The organism is Mesorhizobium sp. WSM4830, from assembly GCF_055811495.1.
Map to the genome: position 1 here is coordinate 1 of NZ_JBVVQI010000020.1, position 14,177 is coordinate 14,177.

15 protein-coding genes are annotated in these 14,177 nt (G+C 61.9%); 11 read left to right on the plus strand and 4 right to left on the minus strand.

Annotation, left to right across the window (positions count from 1 at the left end):
• Nucleotides 1–153: 153 nt before the first annotated feature.
• Nucleotides 154–1,482, minus strand: a complete 1,329-nt coding sequence (locus tag AC0L2Y_RS22975) for a DNA polymerase IV (RefSeq protein ID WP_473559660.1) — start codon at nucleotides 1,480–1,482, stop codon at nucleotides 154–156.
• A gap of 68 nt (nucleotides 1,483–1,550) precedes the next feature.
• Between AC0L2Y_RS22975 and AC0L2Y_RS22980 the strand changes: the two genes are divergently transcribed.
• Together AC0L2Y_RS22980 and AC0L2Y_RS22985 are read left to right on the plus strand one after the other, a co-directional pair.
• Nucleotides 1,551–2,126, plus strand: a complete 576-nt coding sequence (locus AC0L2Y_RS22980; protein WP_473559662.1) for a GNAT family N-acetyltransferase — start codon at nucleotides 1,551–1,553, stop codon at nucleotides 2,124–2,126.
• A 104-nt stretch (nucleotides 2,127–2,230) separates the two neighbouring features.
• Nucleotides 2,231–3,715: a hypothetical protein gene (locus AC0L2Y_RS22985; RefSeq protein ID WP_473559663.1), complete on the plus strand. Its 1,485-nt coding sequence runs from the start codon at nucleotides 2,231–2,233 to the stop codon at nucleotides 3,713–3,715.
• A gap of 66 nt (nucleotides 3,716–3,781) precedes the next feature.
• On the opposite strand, the gene AC0L2Y_RS22990 is transcribed toward AC0L2Y_RS22985, so the two are convergent.
• Nucleotides 3,782–4,081, minus strand: a complete 300-nt coding sequence (locus AC0L2Y_RS22990) for a DUF3572 domain-containing protein (protein WP_473559665.1) — start codon at nucleotides 4,079–4,081, stop codon at nucleotides 3,782–3,784.
• A 172-nt stretch (nucleotides 4,082–4,253) separates the two neighbouring features.
• Here AC0L2Y_RS22990 and AC0L2Y_RS22995 point away from each other — a divergent pair, with 172 nt between their 5' ends.
• The 8 genes from AC0L2Y_RS22995 to AC0L2Y_RS23030 all read left to right on the plus strand — a co-directional run bounded on the left by AC0L2Y_RS22995 (nucleotide 4,254) and on the right by AC0L2Y_RS23030 (nucleotide 12,811).
• The gene (locus AC0L2Y_RS22995) at nucleotides 4,254–4,670 is read left to right on the plus strand and encodes a response regulator (protein WP_473559806.1); all 417 of its coding nucleotides are present in this window, start codon (nucleotides 4,254–4,256) and stop codon (nucleotides 4,668–4,670) included.
• A gap of 33 nt (nucleotides 4,671–4,703) precedes the next feature.
• Nucleotides 4,704–6,077: a PleD family two-component system response regulator gene (locus AC0L2Y_RS23000; RefSeq protein ID WP_473559666.1), complete on the plus strand. Its 1,374-nt coding sequence runs from the start codon at nucleotides 4,704–4,706 to the stop codon at nucleotides 6,075–6,077.
• Nucleotides 6,078–6,539: 462 nt separating this feature from the next.
• Entirely contained in the window at nucleotides 6,540–7,274 is a 735-nt protein-coding gene (locus AC0L2Y_RS23005; RefSeq protein WP_473559667.1) for a FadR/GntR family transcriptional regulator, read from the plus strand.
• Nucleotides 7,271–8,458, plus strand: a complete 1,188-nt coding sequence (locus AC0L2Y_RS23010; protein ID WP_473559669.1) for a PLP-dependent transferase — start codon at nucleotides 7,271–7,273, stop codon at nucleotides 8,456–8,458. Before AC0L2Y_RS23005 ends, AC0L2Y_RS23010 begins: the two co-directional genes overlap by 4 nt.
• A 29-nt stretch (nucleotides 8,459–8,487) precedes the next feature.
• Nucleotides 8,488–9,765, plus strand: coding sequence for an ABC transporter substrate-binding protein (locus AC0L2Y_RS23015; RefSeq protein ID WP_031212851.1), 1,278 nt, complete (start codon nucleotides 8,488–8,490; stop codon nucleotides 9,763–9,765).
• A gap of 202 nt (nucleotides 9,766–9,967) precedes the next feature.
• Nucleotides 9,968–10,891 carry a carbohydrate ABC transporter permease gene (locus AC0L2Y_RS23020; RefSeq protein ID WP_473559671.1) on the plus strand — a complete coding sequence of 308 codons (924 nt, stop codon included), beginning with the start codon at nucleotides 9,968–9,970 and terminating at the stop codon, nucleotides 10,889–10,891.
• Complete coding sequence (locus tag AC0L2Y_RS23025; protein ID WP_473559673.1) at nucleotides 10,891–11,739, plus strand: carbohydrate ABC transporter permease; 849 nt, start codon at nucleotides 10,891–10,893, stop codon at nucleotides 11,737–11,739. The genes AC0L2Y_RS23020 and AC0L2Y_RS23025 overlap by 1 nt, the downstream gene beginning before the upstream one ends.
• Nucleotides 11,740–11,743: 4 nt before the next feature.
• Nucleotides 11,744–12,811 (plus strand): ABC transporter ATP-binding protein, encoded by a 1,068-nt coding sequence (locus tag AC0L2Y_RS23030; RefSeq protein WP_473559675.1) that lies wholly within the window; start codon nucleotides 11,744–11,746, stop codon nucleotides 12,809–12,811.
• Between the two features lie 68 nt (nucleotides 12,812–12,879).
• Here AC0L2Y_RS23030 and rpmG read toward each other — a convergent pair whose 3' ends face one another.
• On the minus strand, nucleotides 12,880–13,047 hold the full coding sequence (gene rpmG, locus AC0L2Y_RS23035) for a 50S ribosomal protein L33 (RefSeq protein ID WP_006201775.1): 168 nt from the start codon (nucleotides 13,045–13,047) through the stop codon (nucleotides 12,880–12,882).
• A gap of 230 nt (nucleotides 13,048–13,277) precedes the next feature.
• On the opposite strand from rpmG, the gene AC0L2Y_RS23040 reads away from it, so the two are divergent.
• The gene (locus AC0L2Y_RS23040) at nucleotides 13,278–13,502 is read left to right on the plus strand and encodes a DUF559 domain-containing protein (protein WP_473559677.1); all 225 of its coding nucleotides are present in this window, start codon (nucleotides 13,278–13,280) and stop codon (nucleotides 13,500–13,502) included.
• Between the two features lie 212 nt (nucleotides 13,503–13,714).
• Here the strand turns inward: AC0L2Y_RS23040 and AC0L2Y_RS23045 are convergent, their stop codons facing one another.
• Nucleotides 13,715–14,170: a YqfO family protein gene (locus AC0L2Y_RS23045; protein WP_473559679.1), complete on the minus strand. Its 456-nt coding sequence runs from the start codon at nucleotides 14,168–14,170 to the stop codon at nucleotides 13,715–13,717.
• Nucleotides 14,171–14,177: the final 7 nt, after the last annotated feature.

The following is a 14,177-nucleotide window of genomic DNA, read 5'->3' on the forward strand; positions in this document are numbered from 1 at the left end:
CGGACATATGGATGCAAGCGATCCGATCAGACCTGAGCCACACCTTGCAAGCAGGGGGCCGTCCACATATGGATCCTGGGGTCTGCGCGTCGCTTCGCTCCTTGCTTCGCCCCAGGATGACGACGGCGTATTGAGATCGGCAGCGTCAGACCACTAGTCCTCGATCGGTTCGGGCGGGTGCGCATCGCGGCCCTTGCCGAAGGTATAGCCAGTTTCCACCGCCCTGCGGCCGAACTTGCCGCGCAGCGTGTCGATAGCGCCTTCGGCCATGGCGCGCTTGCGTGACTGGACGTCGACCAGGTCGGGCGGGTCCGCCCTGTCATCGTCGGAGAGATCGCTGACGCCAATGCCGAGCAGCCGGTATTTCGTGCCATCCGCTTCCTTGTGCAGTAGCTCGAGCCCGGTCGAGAAAATGCGGTCGGCCAGCCGGGTCGGATCGCCGAGCTGGCGATTGCGCGTGCGGATCTTGAAATCCTGGGTCTTCAGCTTGAGGACGACGGTGCGTCCGGCAATGCCGGATTTTTTCAGCCGGGCCGAGACCTTTTCCGACAGCGCCCTCAGCACCGAAACCAGTTCGTCGACGGAGGCGATGTCGGTGTCGAAAGTGGTCTCCGCCGAGACGCTTTTCGCGTCCTGGTCGGGAACGACGCGACGGTCGTCCTCACCGCGCGAAAGCCGGTAGAGCCGGTCGCCCATCACGCCATAGCGGCGCATCAGGTCGCCGCGTTCCATGCGCTGCAGCTGGCCGATGGTGCGGATGCCGTCGCGCTCGAGCGTGGCGGCAAAGGCCTTGCCGACGCCCCAGATCAGCGTCACCGGCTGCTCGGCCAGGAAGCCGATCGCCTCGGCCTCGCCGATCACCGAAAATCCGCGCGGCTTGCGGAAGTCCGACGCCACCTTGGCCAGGAACTTGCAGTAGGACAGGCCTGCCGAAACGGTGATGCCGATTTCTTTTTCGACGCTGAGAGCGAAGCGCGCCAGCACCACCGCGGGCGGCAGGCCATGCAGGCGCTCGGTGCCGGCGAGGTCGAGAAAAGCCTCGTCGATCGAGAGCGGCTCGACCAGCGGCGTCAGTGCCTGCATCATGGCGCGCACCTCGCGGCCGACGCGGACGTATTTTTCCATGTCCGGCGGGATGACCACCGCTTCCGGGCAGGCTTCGAGCGCCTTGAACATTGGCATCGCCGAGCGCACGCCGTGGATGCGGGCGATGTAGCAGGCCGTGGAGACGACGCCACGCTTGCCGCCGCCGATGATCAACGGCCGATCCTTCAACGCCGGGTTGTCGCGCTTTTCGACCGCCGCGTAGAAGGCGTCGCAATCGACATGGGCAAGATGCAGCCGGTAGAGCTCCGGATGGCGGGCAAGCCGTGGACTGCCGCAGCGCTCGCAACGGCGTGCCTCGCTGCGCTGAAAACTCAGGCAGTCGCGGCAAAAACCGTGTTCGGGATTGTTGACAGGAGCCGCCATCGCTGCGAACATAAAGAGAACAAATGCAATGGTACGTCAGGACGGACGCCACGACAAGGCGGTGGGCCGGGAGAGAGCTCATGAATACGACCATAGCGCCGCTAGTGCCCGAGCTTTGGGCGGATTTCGAAGATCTTTTCGGTAAGCAAGGCGCCTGCTACGGCTGCTGGTGCACACATTTCCGGCTGTCGCCGGCAGCGCGCCGCGCGAGCAACCGGGAGCGGAACAAGGACCACATCAAAGCCCGGATCGAGGCCGGACCACCACCTGGCCTGCTGGCCTTCGAGGGCGGCCAGGCGGTCGGCTGGATGCAGATCGGCCCGCGCGCCGACGTGCCCGAGTGGAATAACCAGGGCAGGGGGTCGGCGCCGCTCGACCCCGCCGATGCCAGCGATCCAGGCGTCTGGGCGATCTCCTGCTTTTTTATCCGCGCCAAGGCACGCGGCAGGGGACTGTCGCACCGCCTGGTCGAAGGCGGCATCGACTTTGCACGGGAAAATGGCGCCCGGCTGATCGAGGCCTGCCCGATCGACCTGTCGAAGGATTCGCGCTCGATCGGGCTGTTCGTCGGCTCGTCGCGGGTCTTCGAAAAAGCCGGGTTCCAGCGATTGGTCGAGCGCAAGCCGGGCCGGCCGCTGGTGCGGCTGGTACTTTAGCAAGACAATTGCCTGGCGTACTGTCTTCGTCTTGCGGTTGTGATGGTATTTCCCTACCAGAAGCATGAAGCAATTTCGCCTTCCGAGATCAACGGAGAACAAACGTGAAGCGTGTTTTGGCACTTGTTTTCGCTCTCGCGCTCAGCGCGCCCGCCTTCGCCCAGACCGTTGACAATCAAGGCGCAAAACGGCTTTCCGACGATCTGGCGCACTATTTCGGCAAGAAGCCGTTCGACATTGGGTTCGTGAAAGTTTCAGTCGAGGGCAATGCCTACAAGATCGCTTTCGACTTCAAGCCGGTCACGGATTTGCTGGCAAAGCAGCAATCCTTCAAGTTGGACTCCACGCCTTACTTCGTTCTGGCGAAGCCGCGCAAAGATGGTCAGTGGGACGTTTCGGTGGACGTGTCTCCGAAGGGATCTGTTGATTTCGTCGGTCCGGAGGGGGCGCAGCACATCGACTTCTCCGTGTCGGACAACAAGTTCGCCGGTATCTATGACCCTGATCTAGCGGCCTTTGTGAACGCCTCGGGTTCCACTTCGGGCGTCACGATGAGTGTAAAAAGCCCGCTGCAGAATGTGGAAGTGTCTGCGGAAGGCGGCGCTGGCAGCATGAGCGCGACGAAATCAGCGAATGGCGGCATAGATTTTGCGTATTCACAGACAATGACCGCCTTTGCCGAAACCGTCAGACTGGACGATCCCAAGAGCGGTCTGAAATTCTCATACAATGTCAAGTCGCCGCACGCGGCGGTGGATGCGACGGGCAAGGGCATGCGGACAAAGCCGCTGCTCGATTTACTTGCCTTCGCCGTGGCCAACGAGGATGAGGCCAAGCTCAAGGCGAACCAAGCGGAGTTCAAGTCGCGTCTGCTCGCCGTATTACCGCTGTGGGAAAGAATAGACGGCACCTACAGCTTCAAGGATTTCGTGGTGGAGACCCAGCTCGGCAATTTCGGTGCGACACAGTTGAGCACGGCGGTCGGGATGGACGGTATCTTGCAGAACGGTCAGATAACCTATGCGATCAAGGCCGCCGGCCTGACGCTGCCGCAGCAGATGCTGCCCAGCTGGAGCGTCGCGTTGTTGCCGACGGATATCGACCTCAGTTTCGGCGGCGCCAACATCGATCTCGACAGCATAGCGAAAAAAGCCATCGAAACGCTTGATCTTAATAAAAATCCGCCGTTGCCGGGCGATTTCGGCGACCAGATTTCCGCTGATTTCCTGGCCAAGACCCCCAAGCTGGTCCTGGGGCACAGCACCGTGAAGAACGGCAATGTCGAAGTCGCGATGGAAGGTGAAATGACGTTCCCCGGCAAGAAGCCCGAGGCGAGCATAACCATCGATGTCGCGGGCTATGACAAGATCGTGGAGGCCCTGCAGACGGCGGCCAAGACCGAACCGGAAGCGGCACAGTATTTTCCGTTCGCACTCGCCGTCAAAGGGTTCGGCAAGGCACTGCCGGATGGTCGACTGGAATGGGTCGTCAACGCTAAGGCAGACGGTTCGGTCACGGTCAACGGCGCCATGCTGAAGCCGGCCGACCCCGTTGGGACGGACGACAGTGGGGATGAGGCAACGCCATAAAGCATCAGCACTGGCCCGTTGTCGGCGGCAAGTTCTTCGATCTGTCCGCTGTCTCGGGATCGCCGCTTATGTTGAATGCTCATGATTGTCGTCGCCGAGCGGCAGAGCGCGCAACGCCTTGCCCACTGCGGCGGGTGGCGTTCCGGTCTCCTCGGAAAAACGCATCAGCGTCGGCTCGTGGGCAAGGATGAACTGCAGCACGCCGGCCAGGAATCCCGGCTCGCCCGCCGCCTGGCGGATGGAATGGGCTTCGATGCCGGTGATCGCCAGGAAGCGGGGCAGAAGTTCCGGATCGGCGGCGACGAAGCCCAACGCCTTTACGGCAATGGTTTCCGCTTCCTCGCGCATTGACGCTGCGTTTGCCATCGCTACCTTCCTTCATGGGCGGAATCGTTCTGTTTTCGCAGTAGTGGCAAGTGTCGCCGGCAGCAAGCTCGCCGACCTGGAATCCGAACGCTTTTCGGGCAGCCGGTTTCCGTTTCGTCAATCATATTGCCGTATAGTGGGAACAGGTTTGGTGCGTGCCGACAAGGGGCGCATGACGGCACCCTTCGAGTGGAAGGCCAGCCGGGACGGGAAATCGATGCCTAAGAAGGTTATGATCGTCGAGGACAACGAGCTCAACATGAAGCTCTTTCGCGACCTCATCGAAGCGAGCGGCTACGAGACGGTGCGCACACGCAACGGCCTGGAAGCGCTGGATCTGGCGCGGAAGCACAGGCCGGACCTCATCCTGATGGACATCCAGCTGCCGGAGGTGTCGGGCCTCGAGGTCACCAAATGGCTGAAGGAGGACGACGATCTCCACGTCATCCCGGTCATCGCCGTCACCGCCTTCGCGATGAAGGGTGACGAGGAGCGCATCCGCCAGGGCGGCTGCGAGGCGTACATCTCCAAGCCGATCTCGGTGCCGCGTTTCATCGAGACCATCAAATCCTACCTGGGCGATGCCTGATGTATCTTTCCAGCCGAGCCGGAGCTTTGTGAAATGACCGCGCGGATCCTCGTCGTCGACGATATCCCAGCAAATGTCAGGCTGCTGGAGGTTCGGCTGCTCGCCGAATATTTCGAGGTTCTGACCGCCACCAACGGGCCGGATGCGATCGAGATCTGCGAGAACGGCAAGGTCGACGTCGTGCTGCTCGACGTGATGATGCCCGACATGGACGGGTTCGAGGTCTGCCGGCGGCTGAAGGGCGACCCGGCGACATCGCACATCCCGGTCGTGATGATCACCGCGCTCGACCAGGTTTCGGACCGGGTGCGCGGCCTCGAGGCCGGCGCCGACGATTTTTTGACCAAGCCGGTCAACGATCTGCAGTTGATGACGCGCGTCAAGAGTCTGGTCAGGCTGAAATCGCTCACCGACGAGCTGCGGCTGCGCGCCTCGACGACACGCAATATCGGCATCGAGGAGCTTTTGAGCCGCAACTTCGCCACCGATGATGCCGTGCCGAAGGTGCTGCTGGTCGACGAGCGCAAATCCTCGTTCGAGCGCATCCAGAAGATGCTGCGCGGCAGTGCCGATCTCGACGTCGCCAACGATCCGCACGCCGGCTTCTTCCAGGCCGCCGAGCTGCCCTATGAATGCGTGATGATCTCGACGGCCTTCGCCGATTTCGACCCGCTGAGGCTCTGCTCGCAATTGCGCTCGCTCGATCGCACCCGTTTCCTGCCGATCATCCTTCTGGCGGACGAGGGCGAGGAGGGGCGCATCATCCGCGGCCTCGAACTCGGCATCAACGACTATCTGATGCGGCCGATCGACCAGCAGGAGCTGACCGCGCGGCTGCGCACGCAGGTGCGCCGCAAGCGCTACAACGACCAGCTTCGCGCCAGCGTCACCCAGACCATCGAGATGGCGGTGACCGATGCCCTGACCGGCCTGCACAACCGCCGCTATCTCGACAGCCATCTGCAGACTCTGTTCGATCGCGCCGTGGCACGGCGCCGGCCGCTGTCGGTGATGATCACCGATCTGGACCGCTTCAAGAGCATCAACGATACGCATGGCCATGACGGCGGCGACGACGTGCTGCGCGAATTCGCGCGGCGTCTGCGCAAGAATGTCCGCGGCATCGATCTAGCCTGCCGCTTCGGTGGCGAGGAGTTCGTCGTGGTGATGCCGGACACGGACGGCGCGGTAGCCGAAAAGGTCGCCGAGCGCATTCGCGCCGAAATCGCCCAGCTGCCGTTTGCCGTCGGCACCGAAGGCAAGGCCGTCGAAGTCACCGTCAGCGTCGGCGTGTCGTCGGTGTTGAAAGGGGTGGACACGGTCGCGGCGCTGATGAAACGCGCCGACCTCGCGCTCTACGAGGCCAAGAGCGGCGGCCGCAATCGCGTCGTCGCCAAGGCGGCGTAGCACCACAGACGAATTAGCCAGTCAACCCGACAAGGTTACGAATTTACCTTAATCCAAGCGAGTTGGGAGGCTTGGTTAAGAAACTGTTGATTTTCATAAGTTGTTGCGCAAATGTGCAGCCCTTAGACGTAACCGGCACGAGGCTAGATCGCCGGTTCGACCCAAAGAATACCCCATGATGCTCAGGTCCGCCGCATCTCCTGGGTCCGTGGGGTCGGCCGGCCGGCGCTGGCACATAGTGGCCTCCTCGTACCGCTGCCAAACGCCGGCCGGCCCCCAATTTTCAAAACACATCAGGACTCTGCGTCAGCATCCAGAAAATGCTGGCTTTTTGTCGTGGCAGCTAGGCCATGCCTTGATCAGCACGCTGGGGGCGGTACGCATATGCCCGCAGCCGATTGACAGGGCCCAGTCTTCTATGCAGAAATTGGTTGGACCATTGAGCCATTTGGGACCCTTGGCATGACCGAATTCGGCCTTTCCCCCATACAGGCAACTGCTCGCGACGACGCGGTGCTCAAGGCGCTGGCCGGCTTTGTAATGCGGGAAGCTCTCGGACCCGGCCAGAGACTGCCGACCGAACGCATCCTTGCCGAGCGCCTCAAGGTGAGCCGCAACACCGTGCGCGAGGCGCTGACGCGCTGGGAAGGGCTCGGCCTGGTCGAACGGCGGCAAGGCAGCGGCACCTATCTCAAGGGAGTGGTCTCGCTGGACATGCTGCACATGCCGCTGACGCTGGCTGGCGGCAATGATTTCACCAGCCTGATGCAGACACTGGAAATCCGCCGGGCACTGGAAGCGGAGGCCGCCGCCCTTTGCGCCATCCGCGCGGACCAGGCCGAGATCGCCGAGATCGCGCGCAAGCTTGACATTATGGAGCAGGCCTTTCACACGCGCGCCGGCATGTCGGCGGAGGAAGACTGGGAATTCCATCAGTCGATCTATCGCACGTCCGGCAATCCGCTGTTCGAGCAGATCATAGCCGCCATGCACGAGCTGTTCCACCGTTTCTGGGAACATCCGCTCGGCGTGCGCGACTTCGGCCACGCCAGCTTTCCTTACCACCGCACCATCTACGAACGCATCGCCGCGCACGATCCTGAGGGGGCTCGGGCCGAGGCGCTCAAGCTGATCGCCACCGTCGAGGACGATCTGAAGCGCGGCGCGGCCAAACTCGAACTTTCAGGCCAGAAATGAGCGACCATTCCGCCGATTTCGAAAACGAGTATCTCGCCGAGGCGGCGACGCTTCTCGCCCATGACGCGCCTTTCCCCGGCGGCGCGGTGGTCCCGCCGATCTACCAGACTTCGCTCTTCACCTTCGCGAATTATGCCGAGATGGCCGACACATTCGCCGGCAGGCGACGCCAGCCGATCTATTCGCGCGGCGACAACCCGACGGTCATGGAGTTCGAGGCGCGTGTCGCCGCTCTCGAAGGGGCGGAGGCCGCGCGCGGCTTTTCCAGCGGCATGGCGGCGATTAGCGCCACGGTGCTTGCTTTCGTCGGTGCCGGCGAGCGGATGGTCGTCGTGCGCAATTGCTACGGCGACGCCTACCGGCTGTTCGAGCGGCTTCTGCCTCGGCTCAATATCAAGGTCGACTATGTTGACGGGTCCGATCCGGACGCGGTCGCCGCAGCACTTCCCGGCGCCAAACTGCTCTACCTGGAAAGCCCGACGTCGATGATGTTCGAGCTCCAGGACGTAACGCATCTGGCACGGCTGGCCAAAGAGCAGGGCATTATCACCTCGATCGACAATTCCTGGGCGACCCCGGTGTTCCAGAAGCCGATTTCGCACGGTGTCGACCTGGTGCTGCATTCGGCCTCGAAATATCTCGGCGGCCACAGCGATACCGTCGCCGGTGTGGTGGCCGGTTCGGCTGCCCATATCCGACACATCAACGAGCAGACCTATTCCTATCTCGGCGGCAAACTTTCGCCTTTCGAGGCTTGGCTGCTGCTGCGTGGCCTGCGCACATTGCCGCTGCGGTTGCCGCATCACATGAAGAGCGGGCTGACCATTGCCGAACGGCTGAAGGCGCATGGCCATGTCGAGCGGGTCAACCACCCGGCCTATTCCAACCATCCAGGCAAGGCGACGCTTGCCGGCTATGCCGGGCTGTTCTCGTTCGAAGTGACGGAAGACGTCGACATCCCGGCTTTCGTCGATGCGCTGAAACTCTTTCGAATCGGCGTCAGCTGGGGCGGCCATGAGAGCCTGGTCGTTCCGGCAAAGGCCTCGCTCGAGCAGACGCCGGGCCTGAATTCGATGGCGCGCTTCGGCGTCAGCCCGCGAACAATCCGCTTCAGTGTCGGATTGGAAAGTGTCGAAGACCTGTGGGCGGATGTTGCCCAGGCCTTCGACAGAGCAAAAAGATAAAGGAGCCGTTCAAAATGGGAGTGCTGAACATGAAAAAACTGAGCATCCTTCTTGGTGCCGTCGCGGGTCTGGCGATTTCCGCCGGCAGCGTGCTGGCCGATTCCACGGTCAAGATGGTCGAGGTCATTACCAGTCCGCCGCGTACCGAATTCCTCAAGAAGCAGATCGCCGAATTCGAGGCGGCCAATCCGGGTGTCAAGGTCGAGCTGGTATCGCTGCCCTGGGGACAGGCGTTCGAGAAGTTCCTCACCATGGTGCAGGCCGGCGACACGCCCGATATCGTCGAGATGCCGGAGCGCTGGATGGGTCTCTATGCGACCAACGGCCAGCTCGAGGATCTCGGGCCATACATGGCAAAATGGGACGATGCCAAAACGCTAGGCGAGCGTGCCAAGCAGTTCGGCTCGACGGTCGATAACAAGCAGTACATGATCCCTTACGGCTATTACCTGAACGCGCTGTTCTGGAACAAGAAGCTGTTCAAGGAGGCCGGCCTGGACGGCCCGCCGGCGACGCTCGATGAATTCGTCGAGGACTCCAAGAAGATCTCGGCGATACCGGGCAAATACGGCTACTGCCTGCGCGGCGGCCCGGGCGCCTTCAACGGCATGCATATGTTCATGAACATCGCCGCCGGCAAGGGGGGCTATTTCAACGAGGACGGCACCTCGACGATCAACGAGGAAGGCTCGGTCAAGGGCCTGCAGATGCTCGCCGACATGTACAAGAACGGCCTGGCGCCGAAAGATGCGGTGAGCTGGGGCTTTAACGAGACCGTCACCGGCTTCTATTCCGGCACCTGCGCCATGCTGAACCAGGATCCCGACGCGCTGCTCGGCATCGCCGACAAGATGAGCGCCGACGACTTCGCCGTGGCGCCGATGCCGGTCGGGCCGAGCGGCAAATCCTATCCGACGCTCGGTTATGCCGGCTGGGCGATGTTCGCCAATTCCCAGCACAAGGACGATGCCTGGAAGCTGATGGCGACGCTGTTGTCGCCCAAGGACAATCTGGAGTGGGCAAAGGAAGTCGGCGTCATTCCGATCCATAACGGCGCCGACCAGGACGCTCACTTCAGGACCGAGCAGTTCAAAGGCTGGTTCGAGGAACTGAACAACGGCGACAAATACGAGATGGTGACGCCGCCGACGCATCTGGAAAATCTCGGCAATTTCGTCGACCAGGTGGCGATCAAGAATTTTCAGGAAGTGCTGCTTGGCCAGAAGGCGGCCAAGGACGTGGCCGACGAATGGGCCAAGTTCCTGACCAAGGAACAGCAGGACTGGCTGGCCAAGAACAAGAAATAGCTTTTGTTCCTTTCCTTCTCCCCGCTTGCGGGGAGAAGGTGGCCCGATAGGGTCGGATGAGGGGCAGCGCTACGTTCTGCCGGGCTGGCTCCGCCCCTCATCTGCCTGCCGGCATCTTCTCCCCGTGAACGGGGAGAAGGGCGCTGTCGCCGTCGCTGCACCCGCCTGTCACCGTAGAGCCGCCTGCAACAGAGCTGTCCGTATGACCTATGCCGTGTCCGAAATACGATCCGCCGGCAGGCCGCGAAAGAAGCGGCTGTCCCATGCCGCGATCGAGCCCTGGCTCTATCTCAGCCCGGCGATCGTGCTGCTGGTCGTCGTGCTGCTGGTGCCGCTGGTCATCGGCATCGGCTACTCGTTCCGCAAATTCTCCGCTTTCAAATCCGAATATGTCGGGCTTGGGCAGTATCAGGCGATGCTGTCGGATACCGTGCTCGGGCAGGCGCTCGTCAACACGCTGTGGTGGACGGCAGCCAGCCTGTTCTTCCAATTTTTCCTTGGACTTGGCCTGGCGCTGCTGCTCGACACACCGTTCCGGGGCAGAAAGATCGTGCAGGCGGTGGTGTTCCTGCCCTGGGCGGTACCATCCTTCCTCTCGGGCCTGACCTGGGCCTGGCTGTTCAATCCGATCATCGGGCCGCTGCCGCATTGGCTCTATGCATTTGGACTGAAAGCCGAGCCAACCAACGTTCTCTCCGATCCCTCAACAGGCATGTGGGGACCGATCGTCGCCAATGTCTGGTTCGGCATTCCCTTTTTTGCCATTACGCTTTTGGCGGCGTTGAAGTCGATCCCGTCGGAACTGCATGAGGCGGCGGCGATCGACGGCGCCTCGCCGTGGCAGCGCTTCACCAAGGTGACGCTGCCGTTCCTGGCGCCGACCATCGTCATTACCGTCATGCTGCGCACCATATGGATCGCGACCTTCGCCGACCTGATCTTCGTCATGACCGAAGGCGGGCCTGCCGGTTCGACCGCAACGGTGCCGGTCTATATCTATGTCAGCGCGTTCAAGTCACTGGATAAGGGCTATGCCTCGGCGGTGGCGGTGCTGCTGCTTGTGCTGCTCATCGTCTATGCGATTGCGCTGATAGGCATCCGCCGCTCGCTGGTGAGGCACGTCTGATGATTGCCGGACGCTCCGTCTCCTCGCGCGTTGTCGGCGGCATCGGCCTTTACGGCGCCATCGGTGCCTATATGGCCTTCGCGCTGTTCCCGATCTTCTGGACGTTGAAGATCTCGGTCACGCCCGAGCGGCTGCTCTATTCCGAAGGCATCACTTTCTGGCCGTCGCAAACGACGCTGCAGAACTTCGTCACCGTGCTCGAAGCCACTGATTTTCCGCGCTACTTCCTGAACAGCGTTATCGTTTCGGTGTCGACGGCAGCCTTCGTAACGGTCATTGCCGCGCTGGCCGGCTATGCCATGTCGCGATTTTCCTTCCGCGGCAAGGCCACCCTGGCCATCCTGCTTCTGCTCACCCAGACTTTTCCGCTGGTGATGGTTATTCCGCCGATCTACCGCATCATGGGGCAGATCGGTCTCATCAACAGCCTGACCGGCCTCGTCATCATCTACACCGCCTTCAATACGGCCTTTGCGACCTTCCTGATGCAGTCCTTCTTCGACGGCATTCCGCGAGATCTGGAAGAGGCAGCCATGATCGACGGCTGCACGCGCCTGCAGGCGATGCGCAAGGTGATCGTGCCGCTGACGCTGCCCGGCATGGGGGCGACGCTCGGTTTCGTCTTTACCGCCGCGTGGAGCGAGTTGTTGTTTGCGCTGATGCTGATTTCCAGCGACGACCAGAAGACTTTCGCGGTCGGCCTGCTCACCTATATCGGCAAATTCGCGGTCGACTGGGGACAGATGATGGCTGCTTCCATCCTGGCGCTGATCCCGGTCTGCGTCTTCTTTGCCTTCCTGCAACGCTACCTCGTCACCGGCCTTACCGCCGGCGCCGTCAAGGGATAGATCGATGGCCTCCGTTACACTCGACAAAGTCCGCAAAGACTATGGAGCCGTGCGCGTTCTGCACGCTGTCGATCTCGAAATCGCCGACGGCGAGTTCGTCGTTCTGGTCGGCCCGTCCGGCTGTGGGAAATCGACCCTGCTGCGCATGATCGCCGGGTTGGAGGAGGTCTCCGACGGCGAAATCCATATTGGCGAGCGCCTGGTCAACGACATCGCGCCAAAGGATCGCGATATTGCCATGGTATTCCAGTCCTACGCGCTCTATCCGCACATGGATGTGTCGAAGAACATGGGTTTCAGCCTGATGCTGAGGAAGGCCGGCAAGCCGGCGATCGATGCAAGGGTGGACGGTGCCGCCAGGCGGCTCGGGCTCGATGCGCTTCTGCAGCGCCTGCCGCGGCAATTGTCCGGCGGCCAGCGTCAGCGCGTCGCCATGGGCCGTGCCATCGTGCGCGACCCGAAGGTCTTTCTCTTCGACGAGCCGCTTTCGAACCTCGACGCCAAGCTGCGCGTCCACATGCGTGCCGAGATCAAGGCGCTGCACCAGCAATTGAAGACCACTTCGGTCTATGTCACCCACGACCAGACCGAAGCCATGACAATGGCCGACCGCATCGTCGTCATGCATGACGGCCTCGTCCAGCAGGTCGGTGCGCCGCTCGATCTGTACGACCGGCCGGTCAACATGTTCGTCGCCGGGTTCATCGGCTCGCCCGGCATGAATTTTCTGCCTGCCGTGGTTGAAAAGGGCGCCAAGCCGGATGCCATCCTGGCCGACGGCCAGAAGCTGAGGCTGCCGGACGGCATGCCGCTAAGGGATGGCGATGCGATCACCGTCGGCTTGCGGCCCGAGCATATCCGGCTCGCCGACAATGGCGCGCTGAAAGGCGAGGTGGGCGTGGTGGAGCCGCTCGGCCTGTCGACCCAGTTCTATGCCAGGCTTGCCGGCCAGCAGGTCTGCGTCTTCGCCATGGGCCGCGCGAGCGTGAAGCCGGGTGAGGCCGTGCGCCTGTCGGCTGATCCGGCATCGCTGCATCTGTTCGATCCGGCAAGCGGCGGTCGCATCGGCTAGTCCTGCATCCCCGAAACGAAAAACGCCGCCCGGAAGGCGGCGTTTCGGTACTGCGAGAGAAAACCCGATTACTTGATCTTGGTTTCCTTGAACTCGACGTGCTTCTTGGCGACCGGATCGTATTTGCGGAACGACAGCTTGTCCGTCTTGGTGCGGCTGTTCTTGCTGGTCACGTAGAAGAAACCGGTGTCGGCGGTCGACAGAAGCTTGATCTTGATGTTTGCGGCTTTGGCCATGATGTTCGTCCGTTAATGTTCGTGGAGTTTTGGCCGCTGGAGCACGGGGAAACACCCGGACGCGGGAAACTTGCCGCGACACATAAAGAACGCGCCCGGAAAGTCAACCCCAGCTACGACAGCCTGTTTAGGCGCCGTCGGCGAAGCCGCCAATCTCCCTCCTTGTGGGGGAGATGCCCGGCAGGGAAGAGGGGGGCGACGTAGAGTGCCGACCTCTATAGTCTTCGAGCTTGGGAGTTTCTCAACATTCCGGGAGAAGTGACGATGCCGCACACGCCATTGCCTCCGCAACACCGCGCAAACGCCAAGCGGCCACAGGTGACGAAGTAAGGACGAAGCGTCTGCAACAGGATGGCTGGATTATCCTGCGCTTCTGGAACGACGATATCATTCGCGATATTGGCAATGTCTGCCAGCACATCGTCATCGAGGCTGGTCTGGCTGGCGCATCGTAAATCCTTTACCGACCTGCGCCACGCATAGGCCGGACATCACGGCAAGGCTGGCGGGACAGCGCCCCCCTCTGTCCTGCCGGACATCTCCCCCACTTGGGGGGAGATTGGCCGTCGCCTCGGATTTCGCCAATCACCAGCGTCGCGAGGGAGCGTTGTCGACGGGGCTGCCGATTTCCCTGGAAAAACGGGGAGAAAGGAGCTGACCGCAACGCTCATGCGTCCGCTGTGGCCAGCTCAACCTTGTTCCAGTCCCCCGTCGTGTTCCACCAGCGGTTCGGATTGGCGCGGTCGTCGAGGCCCTTGGAGCGGCTGGCAAGCAGTGGCTGAATGCGGATCACCGACTCCTGATAGCTGTGAAGCTGGTAAATCGCTTCGACGACGCGAGCGGCGAGCTTCTGGTCGTCAGGCAGTTCGAACGACACTTCGACAGTCCCTGGCCGCCTGCGCAATTCCGCCTCGGCGCCGGCGGCGGCACCTTCAAGTGGCCGGTAGCGTTCGATGCCGTCCGCCGACTGAAAGGCATTGCTGTCATATTTGCCCATTCTGAGCGGCGCGATCGCGACCACCGCCTCCATGATGCGGTCGATGTCGGCTGCCGGTGCCTGAAAGGTCACCAGCAGCAGCAATTCCATCCGCAGCGATTTCGTTTCAAAGCCACTATCGATCATCCGAGGT